We start from the raw sequence: 15,298 nt of genomic DNA, 5'->3' as shown, positions 1-15,298 counted from the left end.
GTTCGTCTTTCGGCTCGGGCTGGGCACGGCTCCACCAACGTATGCGAGGTGACATGCCTCTGTACGGTTGTGCCGTGACGGAAGCACCGATCGATGGAATCCCTGTGCTGGAGGGCGAGGCAGCGGACGCTGTCGCGCACCGGGGCTCGCACATCCAGATCATCGCGGCGGCCGGAGCCGGAAAGACCGAGGTCGTCTCGCAGCGGATCGCGTCGCTCCTCGAGACCGAGCCACCCGAGAGCATTGTTGCCTTCACCTTCACCGACAAGGCCGCAGAGGAGTTGAAGGAGCGCATTCGCCAACGAGTCACCGCCAAGTTGGGCGAGGGTGCGACGGACCAGCTCGGACGCCTCTACGTCGGCACCATCCACGGGTACTGCTTCCGGCTCCTGCAGTCGCACGTACCGAGGTACGAGACGTACACCCCGCTGGACGCCAACCAGCTCGTCAACTTCCTCTACCGGGAGGGAACGCAGCTCAAGCTGAAGCAGCGCTTCGGCGGCGGCAAGCTCTTCCAGGGGATCGATGCCTTCCTGCGTAACGTCGACGTGGTCGAGAACGAGCTGATCGACCTGAACGACATTCCGGAGGGCGAGTTCAAGACGACGCTCGTCGACTACTACGACCGGCTGGATGCGTACCGCTTCATGTCGTTCGGCACCCAAATCGTCCGGGCCGTGGAGGCGTTGGGCGATCCCACGGTCCACCAGCAGGTCACCTCGGAGCTGCGTCACCTCATCGTCGACGAGTACCAAGACGTGAACCCCGCGCAGGAGCGGCTGATCTCGCTGCTGGCCAAGCCCAACGGATCGGCTGACCTCGTGGTGGTCGGCGATGACGACCAGGCCATCTACCAGTGGCGCGGGTCCAACGTCAGCAACATCGTCACCTTTGCCGACCGGTACCAAGGCGTCGAGCAGTTCCGCCTGCTCGCCAACCGCCGCTCCCGTGCGCCGATCGTGGAACTGGCGAACCACTTCGCCCAGTCCATCCCGGGGCGACTCGCGAAGCAGATGCTCACCCATCGGGAGCCGGATGGGCCTGCGATCTCGATCGCCGCCGGCCACTTCGACGAGCAGACGGAGGCGGACGCGCTCGCGGTCGACATCGTGAGCCTGCACGATCAGGGTGTCCCGTACCGGGACATCGCCATCCTCGTGCGGGGCAAGGTGGCCTACCCCTGCATCCTCGACGCACTCGAGACCTTCGGCGTCCCGGTGCAGCCAGGTGGTCGATCGGGACTCTTCGAGCAGGCCGAGGCGGCCGTGTTCGGCGCGACCTACGCGTGGCTCGCCGACGTCGACTGGTCGGCGCGGCGCTGGACGAAGCGCGAGACCGTCGAGCTCGACGATCTGGTCGACAGCCTTTGCGACCAGTTCGACCTCGACAGCGCGGCAGTCGGCACGATTCGCGATCACCTTGAAGCGTGGAAGCCGCAGACCCTGGTCGAGGACTTCGACGTCAGCCTCGTCGGTGACTTCTACGAGTTCCTCGGGTTGCTGGGCGTCCGAGACTGGGACACCGACGACGAGCTGACCCGGAACCGGCTCGGGACGATCGCCCGCTTCGCCACCGTGCTCGGTGACTACGAGGCGGTCGCCCGTCGGTCGCGGCGTGATGCGGCGAACCCGGGCGAACAGGTCGGCGGGGCGATCGGCAGCGAGTGGTTCTACCGGAACCTCGCGCTCCTGCTCGTCAACTACGCCATCGGAGGCTACGACGACTTCGACGGGGAGGAAGACCTCGACGCCGACGCCGTCGCGCTCGGAACCATCCACGGGGCGAAGGGCTTGGAGTGGCCAGTGGTGTTCCTCCCCTCCCTCACCGATGGTCGATTCCCGTCGAGCCGCACCGGTCAAGCCCAGACGTGGCTGCTCCCGGCTCACAGCTTCGACGCCGCCCGATACGAGGGATCGGATGCTGACGAGCGTCGCCTCTTCTACGTTGCGCTCACGCGAGCGAGGGACTGGGTCGCGCTGTCGTCGCACCTGAAGGTGAACAAGCAGGGTCGACGTCCTTCGCCGTACCTCACTGAGTGCGCCGCCTTCGCGGCGAGTGGCGGTTATCCAACCGGAGTCGAGCCGAAGGGAATCGACACCCCGGACCTTGCCGTGACGTACAGCGAGCTTGCTGCGTACCTGGAGTGTCCGCAGAGCTACCTGTTGCGGAATCAGCTCGGCTTCCAGGCTCCGATTCGCGGCGAGGTCGGCTACGGCAACGCCGTCCACCACATCATGCGGATGATCGCCGAGCAGACGAAGGTCACCGGCACGATCCCGACGCCGCGACAGATCAACGACCTCCTCACCTTCGAGTTCTTCCTGCCCTTCGCCAACAAGCCGGCGCACAAGCAGATGCGGGAGAACGCCCGCAAGCTGGTCTTCAAGTACGTGAACGACCACCAACCCGACCTGCTCCGGACGTGGGCCACGGAGCGGCCCTTCGAGCTCTACCTGCCCGGCGCGGTTGTCAGCGGCCGAGCTGACGTGATCTACGACGGCGACGGCACACACCCCGAGAACCTCGTGATCGTCGACTACAAGACCTCCACCGGAGGTTCGATCGAACCGCTCCAGCTCCAGGTGTACGCCGACGCCGGCCGCCGAGAAGGCCTCAATGTGCAGGGTGCATTCGTCCACGACATGGCCACGACCCAACGCCACACCGTGGACGTCACCGACACCGCCATCAGCGCCGCCGAGACGACCGTTCTCGAAGCGGCAGAGTCACTGCGAGCACGAGACTTCACCCCCGCACCTGAGAAATCGAAGTGCGGTGGCTGCGACGTGCGCCACGTCTGCAAGGCCGCAGTCAGATGAAGGGCCGGATCCGCTCCTGGCTCCCCAGAGCGCTCCAGAACCGAATGTGGGCATCGTGACCTCGACCGACCGTGTCCGGTCGTCCGGGGGCCTGCCCGGCGCTGGGGACGAAGTCGGCAAGCGTCGAGCCGATGTGATCCCTCGCCAGAATCACTAGCGCCGACTGGTGACGCGATGCCATCACACAGAGCCGGCCGGTCTCCAGGTCGAACGCCGATGGATCGGTCACACCAGACAGCGGATGCACCACGATCATCACCGGGCGTTCTAGACCTTGCCAGCGCTCCGGCGTGTCGACCCGGATCGCTCCGCCCAGCGGGGCCAGGACCTTGGCGATGGCCGCATTCATCACTCGATGGCTGCTCGCCACCCCGATGTCGGCGGCGCTGATGGGACGACCGGCTTCCCCGACAGCACCAACTCGAACGGTTGCGCCAGCGGTGAGGAGTTGCTCCACCACGGCGGCGGCGGTCCCCGCGATGGCGGGGTCGACCTCCAGGGGCGGGCCGTGATCTGGAGTCGGCACGGTGAGCACCAGCGGGCGGCCGTCGGACAGATCAGCGAGCTGGTGCCCATCGGGAAGATCGATGCCACGAGCTCCGGGCTCGACGAAGGCATCGAAGTCGAAGTCGTAGAAGGGCAGCACGAACTCGACCGACTCGTGGGGCAGGCGGCGGCATGCCGGGAGCGACCCGACGAACATCTCCCCTGCGAGCGAGGGTTCGGCGAGCACGACCTCAGGCGCAGCCTCATGAGGCGCACGTGGTGACGTTTCCCATCGCCGCACGTCGATGGTGACGATGGGTGGGATCTGGCCCGGGTCGCCGATCATGAGGAAACGTTCGCTGAGGAGTGCGCACTGCATCAGGTCGGCCCAGCTCATCTGCCAGGCCTCGTCGACGGCAAGGAGGTCGAAGGGCGAACCCACGTCGGTGAGCGACCACTTCGCCGTCGTCGCAACGGTGACGCCCGGCGAAGTCGGAAGCTCAGCAGTCGCCGTGAGCCACTGCACCGAAACGGGGAAGTTCGCAGGCGGCAGCGATCCCTTGCTCGCGAAACGCGACGCTGGTACTTCGGGATGGTCGGCGGCGAACCGAAGGCAGATGTCGTCTGCCTGGCTGTTCGTCTGCGCGGCGACCGCCACCCGTTGACCCGCGCCGACGAGGGTCGACAGCACCTCGATCAGGGTGTGCGTCTTGCCGGAACCCGGCGGCGCTTTGACGACGGCGAGGCGTCCGGCGCCGGTCAGGTGCGCGACCAGCCCTGCGCGTAGGTCGACGTACTGCTGGTCGATCTCCTCGCTCACGATGTCGCTCCGGTGATCTGGGTGACATCGTCGACGAGCAGGTCGGTGGCCCCGTCATCGTCGGTGATCTGCACCGGTGCGGGCGCCTTGCCGTGGGTGAGCCACGCGCCAGGGCCATCCTTGGCTGCCCACACTCGTTGACTCCGGCGCCTGGTGAGGTCGGCAGCGTCGGCGATGACGAACTGGACGGACTCGCCGATCCAAGCGGGATCGACGGGCTTCCCCGCGATCCCGCAGGCGAGGTTCATCGTCTTGCGGGTCGTCCACTCGAGGTCGAGCTCGATTCCGTCCTCGTCGATCGTGACCGACGTGACGGTCGCCTCGTGGCCGCGGGAGCCATAGGGCACGAGCCGCCCATTCTCGCGGAGCCGATGGGGAGAGTCGGTATCGACGCGGATGGTCCACACCGGGATGGTCGACCGGCCGCTTCCATGATTGGCCACTGCAGTCACGGTTGCGCGAAGGGCGCGGCCTTCGGCGAGCGCGTCGCGCAGCAACTCGGCGTCGTGGTGCACCAGATGCCCGTCGTGCCCCTCGTCGTAGGAGGCATGGGTCAGGTATCGGGACGCAGCGGAGGAGCCGTGGAAGTCGGTCTCGGGGTGGGCGATGAAAGCCGGACCCTGACTCGGGTCGCTCTGCCGGAGCTCGATCCGTTGGTGCTGGAACCAGAACTCGTTGTGCGCCTGGGCGACCAGGGCGTCTACGCCGGGGTTGACCGGTAGCGAGCCGTCGGCGAGAAGGAGGTAGGCCTGCTCGGTGAGTCGCCACCTTCGGTCGAGCTCGGTGGACAAGGTGCCGGCGATCGCCGCTTCAACCTCGGCGGGCGGGGCGCCCTCACGGCGCCCGGCCTGCCACTTCTCGAGGAGGCCGGAGAGCTCGTCGCGCTCGAGCGAGGGATCCATCGTCGGGGACACCGTCAGTTGCTCTGCGTCAGCGGCGGCGGCCATCCGCTCGACCCGATCGCCGCTGGCTGTCAGCCAGGCCAGCTGGTATCCGAGGTGAGCGGTGCGGGCATCCTGCGCCGGGAAGGCGTAGGCGTGTGCGAGCGCCTGGCTGGCGACGACGACGTGTTGGTGGCCGGTTCGGCTGCAGTCGCGGAACATCCATCCCGCAAGTCGGCCCACGGCCTGCAAGATGTCCTGGTTGGCACCGCCGAACTTCGTCTGCGAGTAGGTGTAGTTCAGCTGGTGGAGCATCGCGAGGTGTTGGCCGTTGGGAAGCCACAGCTGGCGCAACTCGTCGAGCGCTGCCGTCTGCCCCACGGGGTCGTACGTCCAGTTGTGGACCCGCATGTGCGCCAGCAGATCCTCGGCGAAGTCTGCGCACAGGACCGCCACGTCATCTCGGACGCGGCCATCGGGCACGGAAACGATCTTCGGGTCCGTGCCAACCTTCCCCCATGCGATGCCCCACGGGCGTGACTCCCCCGCCATGCGGACGAAGGCAGCGACCATCGCCTGCGACGGCGAGACGACTGCATGGTGCAGGGTGTCGAAGCGTGCGAGCGGCGCGCCGGACTGCCAGGCCCGGAGCTTACGGACGACGTCTCTCGTGGTCATGACTCTGCCAACGAGCGCTGAAGATCGGCCTCGCGATCATCCGCAGGCTCGGCGCCGTCGAGCAGTTCGAGGGCGCGGCTCAAGGTCATGTCGCCGAGCACTCGCTTGACGTCCGCTCCGAGGATGATCGGGTCGTCGGCGAGCACCGCCCGCTCGTGACACCGAGGCGCCAGGTCGCAGAACGACAAGCACGCCTCGGAGTAATCGGTGTCTGACTCGAGAACCCGCTGAACGAGGGTCGGGTTGTCCGCAGACCAGTCGTCGTCGTGGACGAGCGACTCCGCCACCTCCTCGAGCCGCTGGAAGCCGCGCTCCGCACGGATTGCCTGGTAGGTCAGGTCCTCGTTCGGACGTATTGCCGGCGAGTTCGATCCCGGCCAGGTGAACACGAGCAAGCCTTCCGGCGAGATCTCGATGGCCTCGGCCAAGCCGAGCGAGTCGATCGCGAGCACGAGCGCGTGCTGGTACACGCCGGCCTGCGCACGAGCGGTCGCCAGCTGGTGCGGGTCCGTGTGGCCTCCCCGATCGGGGAACACCTTGATCTCCCCGACCTGCAAACGGATGCCGCCACCATCGACCCGCACCGTGACGACGTCGATGATGAGCAGTGCCTCCGGGAGGATGACGCCCTTCGGGATCCGGATCATCGGCGCCGCAACGACCGAGTCGACGTCCGTCTGGCCCGAGGCCAAGTCCCTCAGCCACGCCTCGGTCTTCTGCAGGGCTTCGTCGACCGACTTGATCTTCGTGCCGCCGTTCATACGTAATCGCAGGTCGAGAAAGCCCGTGGATCCGTCCGGGAGGCAGCGCTTCCGCTCGAGCGCGCTCCGCAGCCGAGCAGCGTCGTCGTGGAAAAGGCCGGCTTCGAACCGGTTCCCGCGAGCAATCGCGAAGGGGGATTGACCGAAGCTCGGCGTCAGCCCTGCGGCGCGGGCTGCCGCGTCGAGCCGCACGTTGTGCACCGCCGACAGCGTGTTCGCCGGGCAGGTCGGGTTCTTCGCCCACTGCTCGAATCGCCCGCGCGTGTTGCGTCGAGCCTCCTGGCGTAGTTCGTCAACCTCGGGCATCGGCGCACCACCCACCGCAGATCCCCACCCCGAGCAGGTCTCTGCCCCCTCACTTGGCTGCGGCCCCCAGTGGGCTCGCACCTTGACCTTACGGCTTCGGGACGGAGGAACTTGGCCCCAGACGGTGTGAACCTCGGAAAGGCGTGCCAGTCACATGGAACCGTCTGTGGGTGTATCGCCTGGCCATCGGTTACGCCAACCCGCCTGCGACGCGGAGAGGTCACCACGTCGACGAGCCACAGCTCAGGCGCAATCGGCGTCCAAAGAATCGGCCTCTGCCGCCGAGTGGAACTCGTCCACGCGGTTCGCGTGAGCCCATTCGTCCCTATCCTCCACACACGGGCGTGGCACTCTCCGCGGAGCACGATCCACGATCGGCTTTCCGGTCGGGCTGGGCACAAAGTGGGCACAAACGCGGCGATACGGGCGGTGTCGGGCTGGTACCGAGCGGTACAGGATGGGTCACTCGAACGACCCCGAGAACGACGAAACCCCTGGTCAGGCACTGTCTCCAGTGCGCCGACCAGGGGCTTCGATCGAAGCACCCCCAACGGGATTCGAACCCGTGCCGCCACCTTGAGAGGGTGGTGTCCTAGGCCGCTAGACGATGGGGGCTGGTTGCTCCGGGGAGCCGCAGCACTCTAGCGCGGTGCTGGCGGCGCTCCCAACGGAGCGAAGGAGACGTGCGTCTCAGCGCTCCCGCAGCTTGGCGAGGAGGCGCAGCATCTCGAGGTAGAGCCACACGAGGGTGACGACGAGGCCGAACGCCGCGTACCACTCCATGTACGGCGGCGCACCGGCCTTCACGCCGTTCTCGATCAGGTCGAAGTCGAGCAGCAGGTTGAACGCCGCCACGCCGACCACGAACAGGCTGAACAGGATGCCGAGGGTGCCGGTGTCGTGGACGAGCGGGATGTCGCCGCCGAAGAGGCGGATGACCATCCCGACCAGGTAGAACAAGGCGATGCCAGCCGTGGCGGCCACGATCATCATCCGCAGCTTCTGGGTGACCTCGATGATCCGGGTGGCGTAGAGGAACACCATCACCGCGGCGACGGCGGCGGTGAGGCCGACCGCCTGGAGGACGATCCCCTCGTACTGGATGTTGTAGACCGCCGAGATCGCACCGACGACGAGGCCCTGCACCCCGGAGTAGAGCGGGGCGGTGAACCGGGCGAACGGCGGCTTCACGATGGTGAGGATGGCGATGCCGAGCCCGCCGAGCAGGGCGATGAAGAGCCAGCCGGGCAGCGACGTGTTGCCGGCGGCGTCCTGCTCCACGGACATCCAGCCGACCACCGCGCCGGCGGCGAGGACGGTGAGGCACACGGCGGTGGCCGTCAGCGTGCCGCTGAAGGTCATCCGCTCGCTGTCGTCGACGAGGTGCGGCTGCCCGGAGGGAGGAGCCCAATCCGCTGCGGCCTTCTCGAAGGTCGAGTCGTTGAGGGCGGGGTTCATGGTTCGCATGGTGCGATCAGGCTACAGAGCAGCGGGCCGCTCGGGGGCGCGCAAGAGCCCCGGCCGTGGACCGGGGCTCTCGACGAAGCTCGGGGGGGAGGACTCGAACCCCCAATGACTGGACCAGAACCAGCAGTGTTGCCAATTACACCACCCCCGAACGGGTGGACCGCCAGCTTAGCCGAGCGCGTCGAGGCGCCGGAATCCCACGATGCGCCCCACGGACAGGGCCGCCGTCTCACGGAGGAGCGCCCCCGTCCCGTAGCCGGTGTCGGTCGGGGACACCGCCCCGTCGAGGCCCACCTCGTCGGCGATGGCCAGCAGCCGGGCCGAGTGGTAGCCGTCGGAGACCATCAGGACCCGGGAGAGGCCCCGGTCCTCGAGGATCCGGGCCGTCGCGGCCAGCTCCGAGTAGGTGCTCGTGCCGTCCACCTCCAGCAGGATGGCGTCCTCGGGGATGCCCTGGCGGCGCAGGTAGGTGAACCCCGCGGCCGCCTGGGTGACCCGATCGCCCTCCTGCTTGCCGCCGGTGACCACGACGAGGGGGGCGTGGCCGGCGTCGTACAGCTCGGCGGCGTGGTCGAGCCGGGCCCGCAGGACGGGCGACGGCTCACCGTCGTACTGCGCGGCACCGAGCACGACGATGGCGTCCGCCGGACCCGCCTGGTCGGAGCGGGCCGTCGACCACACGTGGACGAACGTGACGGCGACGTAGACGAGGCCGAGGGCGAGGAGCCCGACCGCGAGGATGGTCAGGCGGCGCCCCCACCGCAGCGTGCGCCGCACGACGGTCAGAGACGACCGCGCGCCGCCGCGAGCCGGCGACGGGTCTCGTCGCGGCCGAGCAGCTCGAGCGACTCGAACAGCGGCAGGCCCTTCGACCGGCCGAGCGTGGCCACCCGCACCGGCGCCTGGGCCTTGGCGAGCTGCGGGTTGCCCTCGGCACCGACCAGACCGGCGTCGCGCGCCGCCTGCTCGACGATCGCCCGGACGGCGTCGGCGTCCCACTCCCCCGCCCCGTCGACGCCGACGAGCGCGCTGTCGAGGACCGCTGCCGCGTGGGCCTTGCCCATCTCCTTCGACCAGCTCGCCTCGTCCTCGGGGGTGTCGGGGCAGAAGAGCCAGTCGACGAGCGCCGGCACCTCGTCGAGGGTGACGACGCGCTCCTGGACGAGGGGTGCGAGCGACGCGAACGCAGCCGGGTCGAAGCGCTCGGGGGGCCACGGCACGTCAGCACCCGAGGTCCACGGCTCGGCGCGCCGCACGAACTCCTCCACCGGGAGGGCACGGATGTACTCGCCGTTGAAGTGGCTGAGCTTCTTCACGTCGAACATCGCCGGGCTCTTGCCGATGTCGGCCAGATCGAAGAGCTCGACGACCTCGGTGAGCGGCCGGATCTCGACGCCGTCGGGGGCGCCCCAGCCCAGCGTGGCCAGGTAGTTGAGCATCGCCTCGGGCAGGATCCCCCGCGACAGGTAGTCGGCGACGTTGACGTCGTCGCGCCGCTTGGACAGCTTCTTGCGCTGCTCGTTGACGATGAGCGGCAGGTGGGCGTAGACGGGGTGGACGGTGGCGCCGAGCGCCTCGCGCAGCAGGAGCACCTTCGGCGTGGTGTTGACGAGGTCCTCGCCCCGCACGACGTGGGTGATGCCCATCTCGATGTCGTCGATGGCGTTCGCGAGCAGGAACATCGGCACGCCGTTCGAGCGGACGATGACGAAGTCCTCGAGGTGGGCGTTCTCGAACTCGACCCGGTCGCGGATCACGTCGTCCCACCCGACGACGCCCTCGTCCGGCGTGCGGAAGCGGATGACGACGCCCTCCCCCGGCTGCACGTCGCGGTCCCGGCAGTGCCCGTCGTAGCCGGGCGGGCCCCCGCGCGCCTCGGCGCGGGCCTTGACCGCCTCCTGCGTGCAGTCGCACCGGTAGGCGCGCCCCTCGGCGAGGAACCGCTCGGCGGCCTGCCGGTACACGTCGAAGCGGTCCGACTGGTGGTAGGTCTCGTCCCAGTCGAGGCCGAGGGTCCGGAGGGCGTCGAAGATCGCCTCGGTGAGCTCGGGCGTGCTGCGGTCGGTGTCGGTGTCCTCCACCCGCACGATGAACGTGCCGCCCGTGTGGCGGGCGTAGAGCCAGTTGAACAGCGCCGAGCGGGCCGATCCGACGTGCAGGTAGCCGGTGGGCGCCGGGGAGAACCGGACGCGGGTCGCAGAGGGGTCGGAGGTCGGAGTGGTCACCCGCCGAGACTAGGCCCGACCGCGGCTCACGCCGAGACGTCGACGCCCAGGTTCCGGCGCCAACCCGCGGAGCGGATCCGGTCGAGCGGACGGCGGAGGAGGTCCCCGTCGACCATGTCGGCGATCCGGCGTCGCTCTGCGTAGTGGTGGTGGTGGGAAATCTCCGCGAAGAGGGGCCGGCGGAACGCGACGAGGTCCTCGTCGGCCTCGGCGAGGAAGCCGAAGATCGTCAGCGCGTAGGTGAGGTCGTGGATCACCGGGGCCCGACCGAACAGGGCCGCGCGCTTCATCGCCACCTCGACGACGCCGGCGAGCACGTCGTCGGCGTGCTCGCCCTCGGCCAGCACCAGGTCGTCGCGAACGGTCTCGGCCAGACGCAGGGCGTAGCCGATGTCGGGGCCCTGGTTGCCGAGCATCGGGCCCGAGGGCTGGCCGCGGTCGACGACCTCGCCCGGGCGGTCGGCACGCCACGGCTCGGTGCGGCGCGGCGGCGACGTGTAGGTGCGGGGCTTCAGGGTGGTGTCGACGGGGACGTACTCGGGAGCGGCCACGACCGGAGGTTACCCCCGGCGCCGCAGCAGGCCGAAGACGAGGGAGTCGAGCAACGCCTGCCAGGACGCCTCGATGACGTTCTCCGAGACCCCGATCGTCGACCAGGTGTCGTCGGCGTCGGCGGAGTCGAGCAGGACCCGGGTGATCGCCCCCGTGCCCGCCCCGGTGTCGATGACCCGGACCTTGAAGTCGACGAGGTGGATGTCGTCGAGCTCGGGGTACGCGCCGCCGATGGCGGCCCGCAGCGCGGCGTCGAGGGCGTTGACGGGGCCGTTGCCCTCGCCCGTCGCGATGATGCGCTCCTCGCCCACCCGGACCTTGATCGTGGCCTCGGTGTCGACGCTGCCGCCGCCCTGGTGGTCGACGATGACGCGGAACGACTCCAGCTCGAAGAACGTCTGCTCCCACCCCGTGGCGCGGCGCATCAGGAGCTCGAGCGACCCGTCGGCGACCTCGAAGTGGTAGCCCTTGTGCTCCAGCTCCTTCAGCTCCTCGACGACCTGACCGACCTGCGCCCCGTCGAGCTCGACGCCGAGCTCCTCGGCCTTCAGCTCGATCGTGGCCCGACCGGACAGGTCCGAGACGAGGAACCGGGTGCCGTTGCCGACCGCGGCCGGGTCGACGTGCTCGTAGCTGTCGGGGCGGCGGGCGATGGCGCTGGTGTGCAGGCCGGCCTTGTGGGCGAAGGCCGACTGGCCGACGTAGGGCATCTGGGGCAGGAGCGGCAGGTTGACCAGCTCGGCGACGTGGTGCGAGACCGACGTCAGCCGCTCGATCCGGCCCTCGGGGAGGGTGGCGATGCCCATCTTCAGGGTGAGGTTCGGCACCAGCTGGGTGAGGTCGCAGTTGCCGGTGCGCTCGCCGTAGCCGTTGATCGTTCCCTGCACGTGGGTGGCGCCGGCGACGACACCGGCGATGGCGTTGGCGGTGGCGCACCCGGTGTCGTTCTGGGTGTGCATCCCGATCGTGACACCGCCGAAGTGGCGCACCACGTCGGCGACGATCCGCTCGACCTCGTGGGGCAGCGAGCCGCCGTTGGTGTCGCACAGCACGAGCGTGTCGACGCCGGCGACCACCGCACCCTCGAGGACCCGCAGCGCGAACTCGGGGTTGCGCTTGTAGCCGTCGAAGAAGTGCTCGGCGTCGAAGAAGACCCGGAGGCCCTGGGCGGTGAGGTACTCGACGGAGTCCTGCACCATCGCCACGCCCTCGTCGAGCGTGGTCCGCAGTGCCTCGGTGACGTGGTAGTCCCACGACTTGCCCACGATGCAGACCGTGGACGTGCCGGCGGCGACGAGGTTGCGCAACGTCGGATCCTCGTCGACGCGCCCGCGGGCCCGCCGGGTCGACCCGAAGGCGACGAGCGTCGCCGTCTCGAGCTCGAGCTCCTGGGCGGCCCGGCGGAAGAACTCGGCGTCGCGGGGGTTGGCCCCCGGGTAGCCGCCCTCGATCCAGTGGACGCCCAGGCGGTCCAGCTGCTCGGCGATGCGGAGCTTGTCGTCGACGGTGACCGAGATCCCCTCGAACTGGACGCCGTCGCGCAACGTCGTATCGAAGATCTCGACCGCGGCGGGCCAGGCCGGGTCCCGCACCGGCGGCTGGCGGGCGACGCTCGGTTCCGGGTCAGTCCCGGACATGGGTCAGCCAGTCCTTGTAGCGCTCGTCCTCGCCCTTGACCGCGGCGAAGTAGCGCTCCTGGATCTGGCGGGTGATCGGGCCGGGCTCGCCGATCTCTCGATCGTCGACCGACCGGATCGGCACGACCTCGGCGGCGGTGCCCGAGAGGAAGCCTTCGTCGGCGGTGTAGAGGTCCGAGCGCAGGATGTTGCCGACCTCGTAGGGGATGTCGAGGTCCTCGGCGATGCGCCGCACCGAGCTCTGGGTGATGCCCTCGAGCGCGCCGGCGCTCGTCGGCGGGGTCACGATGCGGCCGTCCTTGACGACGAAGATGTTCTCGCCGGTGCACTCCGACACGAAGCCCTGCGGCGAGAGCATGATCGCCTCGTCGTAGCCGGACTTGATCGCCTCGACCTTGGCCATCGAGGAGTTGACGTACATGCCCGTGCCCTTGGCCGCCGGCGGCATGATGTTCGGGTCGTGGCGCTTCCACGAGCTGACCTTCATGCGCACGCCGTTGCGGATGCCGTCGTCGCCGAGGTAGCTGCCCCACGGCCACACGGCGATCGACACGTTCACGGGGCACGGCAGCGGGTTGAGGCCCATCTCGCCGTAGCCCAGGTAGACGAGCGGCCGGATGTAGCACGACTCGACCTCGTTCACCCGGACGGTCTCGATCGTGGCGGCCACCAGCTCGTCGTAGGTGAACGGCACCTCGATCATGTAGATCTTGGCGCTGTCGAACAGGCGCCGGATGTGGTCGTCGAGGCGGAAGATCGCCGGGCCCCTGTCGGTGGCGTAGGCGCGGATGCCCTCGAACACGCCGCTGCCGTAGTGGAGGGCGTGGGTGAGCACGTGGACCTTGGCGTCGGCCCAGTCCACCAGCTCCCCGTCCATCCAGATCTTCTCGACGGTCTCGAGCGGCATGGGTCAGTCTCCCTGCAGGCGGGCGGCGATGGCGTCGCCGATCTCGGTGGTGGACCCGGCCGGGGCATCGGTGCACGCGGCGCGGATCCGCTCGGCGGCGTCGGTGTCGCCGAGGAAGTCCAGCATCATCGCAGCCGAGAGGATGGCCGCGACGGGGTTCGCGCGGTTCTGGCCCGCGATGTCGGGAGCCGATCCGTGGACCGGCTCGAACATCGACGGCCCGGTGCGATCGGGGTTGAGGTTGGCGGACGACGCGACGCCGATGCCGCCCGACACGGCACCACCGAGGTCGGTGAGGATGTCGCCGAACAGGTTGTCCGTGACGATGACGTCGTAGCGCTGCGGGTCCTCGACGAAGTAGATGCAGGCCGCGTCCACGTGGTTGTACGCGGTCTCGACGTCGGGGTGCTCGGCGGCGACCTCGTGGAAGGTGCGCTCCCACAGGTCGCCGGCGAACGTCAGCACGTTGGTCTTGTGCACCAGCGTGAGGTGCTTCTGCGGACGCCGCTCGGCCAGGTCGAAGGCGTAGCGGATGCAGCGCTCGACCCCCATGCGGGTGTTGACCGAGCCCTGGGTCGCGATCTCGTGGGGCGTGCCCTTGCGGAGGAAGCCGCCCTCGCCGGCGTAGGTGCCCTCGGTGTTCTCGCGGATGACGACCATGTCGACGTCGGGCGGGAGGAGGAACGGCCGCTGGTTGACGTAGAGGTCGAGGTCGAAGCGCATCTTCAGCAGCAGGCCCCGCTCGATGACGCCGGGCGGGACGCCGGGGGCGCCCACGGCGCCGAGGTACAGCGCGTCGAGCTGGCGCCACTCGTCGAGCACCGAGTCGGGCAGGATCGTCCCATCACGCAGGTACCGGGCGCCGCCGAGGTCGTACTCGACGGTGTCGAGGCGCACGCCGGCGGCCTCGACCGCCTTCAGGCCCTCGGCGACCACCTCGGGCCCGATGCCGTCGCCGCCGATGACACCGATCCGGTGGGGACGGCCCTGCTCTGCCACGTTCAGACCTCTCGACTCGACGGCGCGCGGACGCAGAAGTGTCCGCTCGACGGGCGGGGAGCGTCAAGCTCGTCGGCGCGCCCCGCCCGCCGGTCGAGGACCGCTCAGGGGCAGGTCGCCGTCAGCTCGCCGGGGATCTCCTCGAAGCTCTCCGAGGTGTCGTCGTAGAACGCGGCCTCGGCGTACACGTCCTTGCCGTCGACCTGGATGACCTCGGTGATCTCGCCGCCGGTCACGGCCCCGATGTCGGTGAAGCCGTAGGAGACGCTCGGGTTCGCGAGGTCCTCGATGTCGTTGAGCGAGATCGAGTGACCGAACTCGGTGTTGATCGTGGCGTCGAGCTGGAGGCCGTCCTGGATGCTCGACAGCACGAACTCGGTGTCGTCGCGCCCGGTCTCGGACGGTCCGACGTTGCACAGGACGCTGTCGAACTCCCAGGTCTGGTCGCCGATCGTGATCGTGGCGTGGCCGCCGCCCTGGGCCTCCTGGGCGGCCTCCTGGGACTCCACCATGTCGTCGACGCCGAGGTCCTCGGCCAGCTCGTCGACGTCGGACGAGGCGCCGCCGCCCTCCTCGGACACCGGCGCGTCGGCGTCACCGTCGTCGTCACCGCACGCGGCGGCGACGGAGGTGAGGAGGCTCAGCGCGATGAGGGCGATCAGGGAACGGCGCATCGGGTCTCGACTTTCGCGTAGGGGTCTGACCGTCCCATGGGTAGCGGTCGCCCTGTGACCGTTCTGTCAGCGGTGCGGGCCGTTAC

At 69.0% G+C, this 15,298-nt stretch carries 12 protein-coding genes and 2 tRNA genes; 1 reads left to right on the top strand and 13 read right to left on the bottom strand.

The genetic code is table 11. From position 1 onward, the window contains the following. Window positions 1–74 precede the first annotated feature (74 nt). Window positions 75–2,819, top strand: coding sequence for an ATP-dependent helicase (locus tag GH723_RS06055; RefSeq protein WP_229023114.1), 2,745 nt, complete (start codon window positions 75–77; stop codon window positions 2,817–2,819). Here GH723_RS06055 and GH723_RS06050 read toward each other — a convergent pair. The 13 genes from GH723_RS06050 to GH723_RS05990 form a co-directional block, all read right to left on the bottom strand. Beyond that, the gene (locus tag GH723_RS06050) at window positions 2,812–4,125 is read right to left on the bottom strand and encodes an AAA domain-containing protein (protein ID WP_195210566.1); all 1,314 of its coding nucleotides are present in this window, start codon (window positions 4,123–4,125) and stop codon (window positions 2,812–2,814) included. The two genes, GH723_RS06055 and GH723_RS06050, sit on opposite strands and share 8 nt — an antisense overlap. Then, complete coding sequence (locus tag GH723_RS06045; protein ID WP_153758811.1) at window positions 4,122–5,684, bottom strand: hypothetical protein; 1,563 nt, start codon at window positions 5,682–5,684, stop codon at window positions 4,122–4,124. Before GH723_RS06045 ends, GH723_RS06050 begins: the two co-directional genes overlap by 4 nt. After that, complete coding sequence (locus GH723_RS06040; protein ID WP_153758810.1) at window positions 5,681–6,751, bottom strand: hypothetical protein; 1,071 nt, start codon at window positions 6,749–6,751, stop codon at window positions 5,681–5,683. Before GH723_RS06040 ends, GH723_RS06045 begins: the two co-directional genes overlap by 4 nt. A 542-nt stretch (window positions 6,752–7,293) precedes the next feature. Further along, a tRNA-Glu gene (locus tag GH723_RS06035) sits at window positions 7,294–7,366 on the bottom strand. Between the two features lie 75 nt (window positions 7,367–7,441). After that, window positions 7,442–8,209, bottom strand: a complete 768-nt coding sequence (locus GH723_RS06030) for a Bax inhibitor-1/YccA family protein (RefSeq protein ID WP_229023112.1) — start codon at window positions 8,207–8,209, stop codon at window positions 7,442–7,444. 88 nt (window positions 8,210–8,297) lie between these two features. After that, window positions 8,298–8,369 (bottom strand) — tRNA-Gln (locus GH723_RS06025). Window positions 8,370–8,386: 17 nt separating this feature from the next. Then, the gene (locus GH723_RS06020; protein ID WP_195210565.1) at window positions 8,387–8,995 is read right to left on the bottom strand and encodes a YdcF family protein; all 609 of its coding nucleotides are present in this window, start codon (window positions 8,993–8,995) and stop codon (window positions 8,387–8,389) included. Between the two features lie 5 nt (window positions 8,996–9,000). Next, window positions 9,001–10,443, bottom strand: a complete 1,443-nt coding sequence (gene gltX, locus GH723_RS06015; RefSeq protein ID WP_153758807.1) for a glutamate--tRNA ligase — start codon at window positions 10,441–10,443, stop codon at window positions 9,001–9,003. A gap of 26 nt (window positions 10,444–10,469) precedes the next feature. Beyond that, the gene (locus GH723_RS06010; protein ID WP_153758806.1) at window positions 10,470–10,994 is read right to left on the bottom strand and encodes a hypothetical protein; all 525 of its coding nucleotides are present in this window, start codon (window positions 10,992–10,994) and stop codon (window positions 10,470–10,472) included. A 9-nt stretch (window positions 10,995–11,003) separates the two neighbouring features. After that, window positions 11,004–12,632: a citramalate synthase gene (gene cimA / locus GH723_RS06005; protein WP_153758805.1), complete on the bottom strand. Its 1,629-nt coding sequence runs from the start codon at window positions 12,630–12,632 to the stop codon at window positions 11,004–11,006. Continuing rightward, entirely contained in the window at window positions 12,619–13,539 is a 921-nt protein-coding gene (locus GH723_RS06000) for a branched-chain amino acid transaminase (RefSeq protein ID WP_153758804.1), read from the bottom strand. Before GH723_RS06000 ends, cimA begins: the two co-directional genes overlap by 14 nt. A 3-nt stretch (window positions 13,540–13,542) precedes the next feature. After that, a complete protein-coding gene (locus GH723_RS05995) occupies window positions 13,543–14,538 on the bottom strand; it encodes a 3-isopropylmalate dehydrogenase (RefSeq protein ID WP_229023111.1) in 996 nt (331 codons plus the stop codon). 104 nt (window positions 14,539–14,642) lie between these two features. After that, window positions 14,643–15,212 (bottom strand): hypothetical protein, encoded by a 570-nt coding sequence (locus GH723_RS05990; protein ID WP_153758803.1) that lies wholly within the window; start codon window positions 15,210–15,212, stop codon window positions 14,643–14,645. Between the last annotated feature and the right edge of the window lie 86 nt (window positions 15,213–15,298).

It is taken from the genome of Actinomarinicola tropica (assembly GCF_009650215.1).
GTDB lineage: Bacteria > Actinomycetota > Acidimicrobiia > Acidimicrobiales > SKKL01 > Actinomarinicola > Actinomarinicola tropica.
This window is presented reverse-complemented; position numbering and strand designations above follow the sequence as displayed.

Bases quoted from the DNA above. Each gene is read 5' to 3' on its own strand.
- GH723_RS06045 (WP_153758811.1), bottom strand. From the start codon at position 5,684: ATGACCACGAGAGACGTCGTCCGTAAGCTCCGGGCCTGGCAGTCCGGC.
- GH723_RS06040 (WP_153758810.1), bottom strand. From the start codon at position 6,751: ATGCCCGAGGTTGACGAACTACGCCAGGAGGCTCGACGCAACACGCGC.
- GH723_RS06030 (WP_229023112.1), bottom strand. From the start codon at position 8,209: ATGAACCCCGCCCTCAACGACTCGACCTTCGAGAAGGCCGCAGCGGAT.
- cimA (WP_153758805.1), bottom strand. From the start codon at position 12,632: ATGTCCGGGACTGACCCGGAACCGAGCGTCGCCCGCCAGCCGCCGGTG.
- GH723_RS06000 (WP_153758804.1), bottom strand. From the start codon at position 13,539: ATGCCGCTCGAGACCGTCGAGAAGATCTGGATGGACGGGGAGCTGGTG.
- GH723_RS05990 (WP_153758803.1), bottom strand. From the start codon at position 15,212: ATGCGCCGTTCCCTGATCGCCCTCATCGCGCTGAGCCTCCTCACCTCC.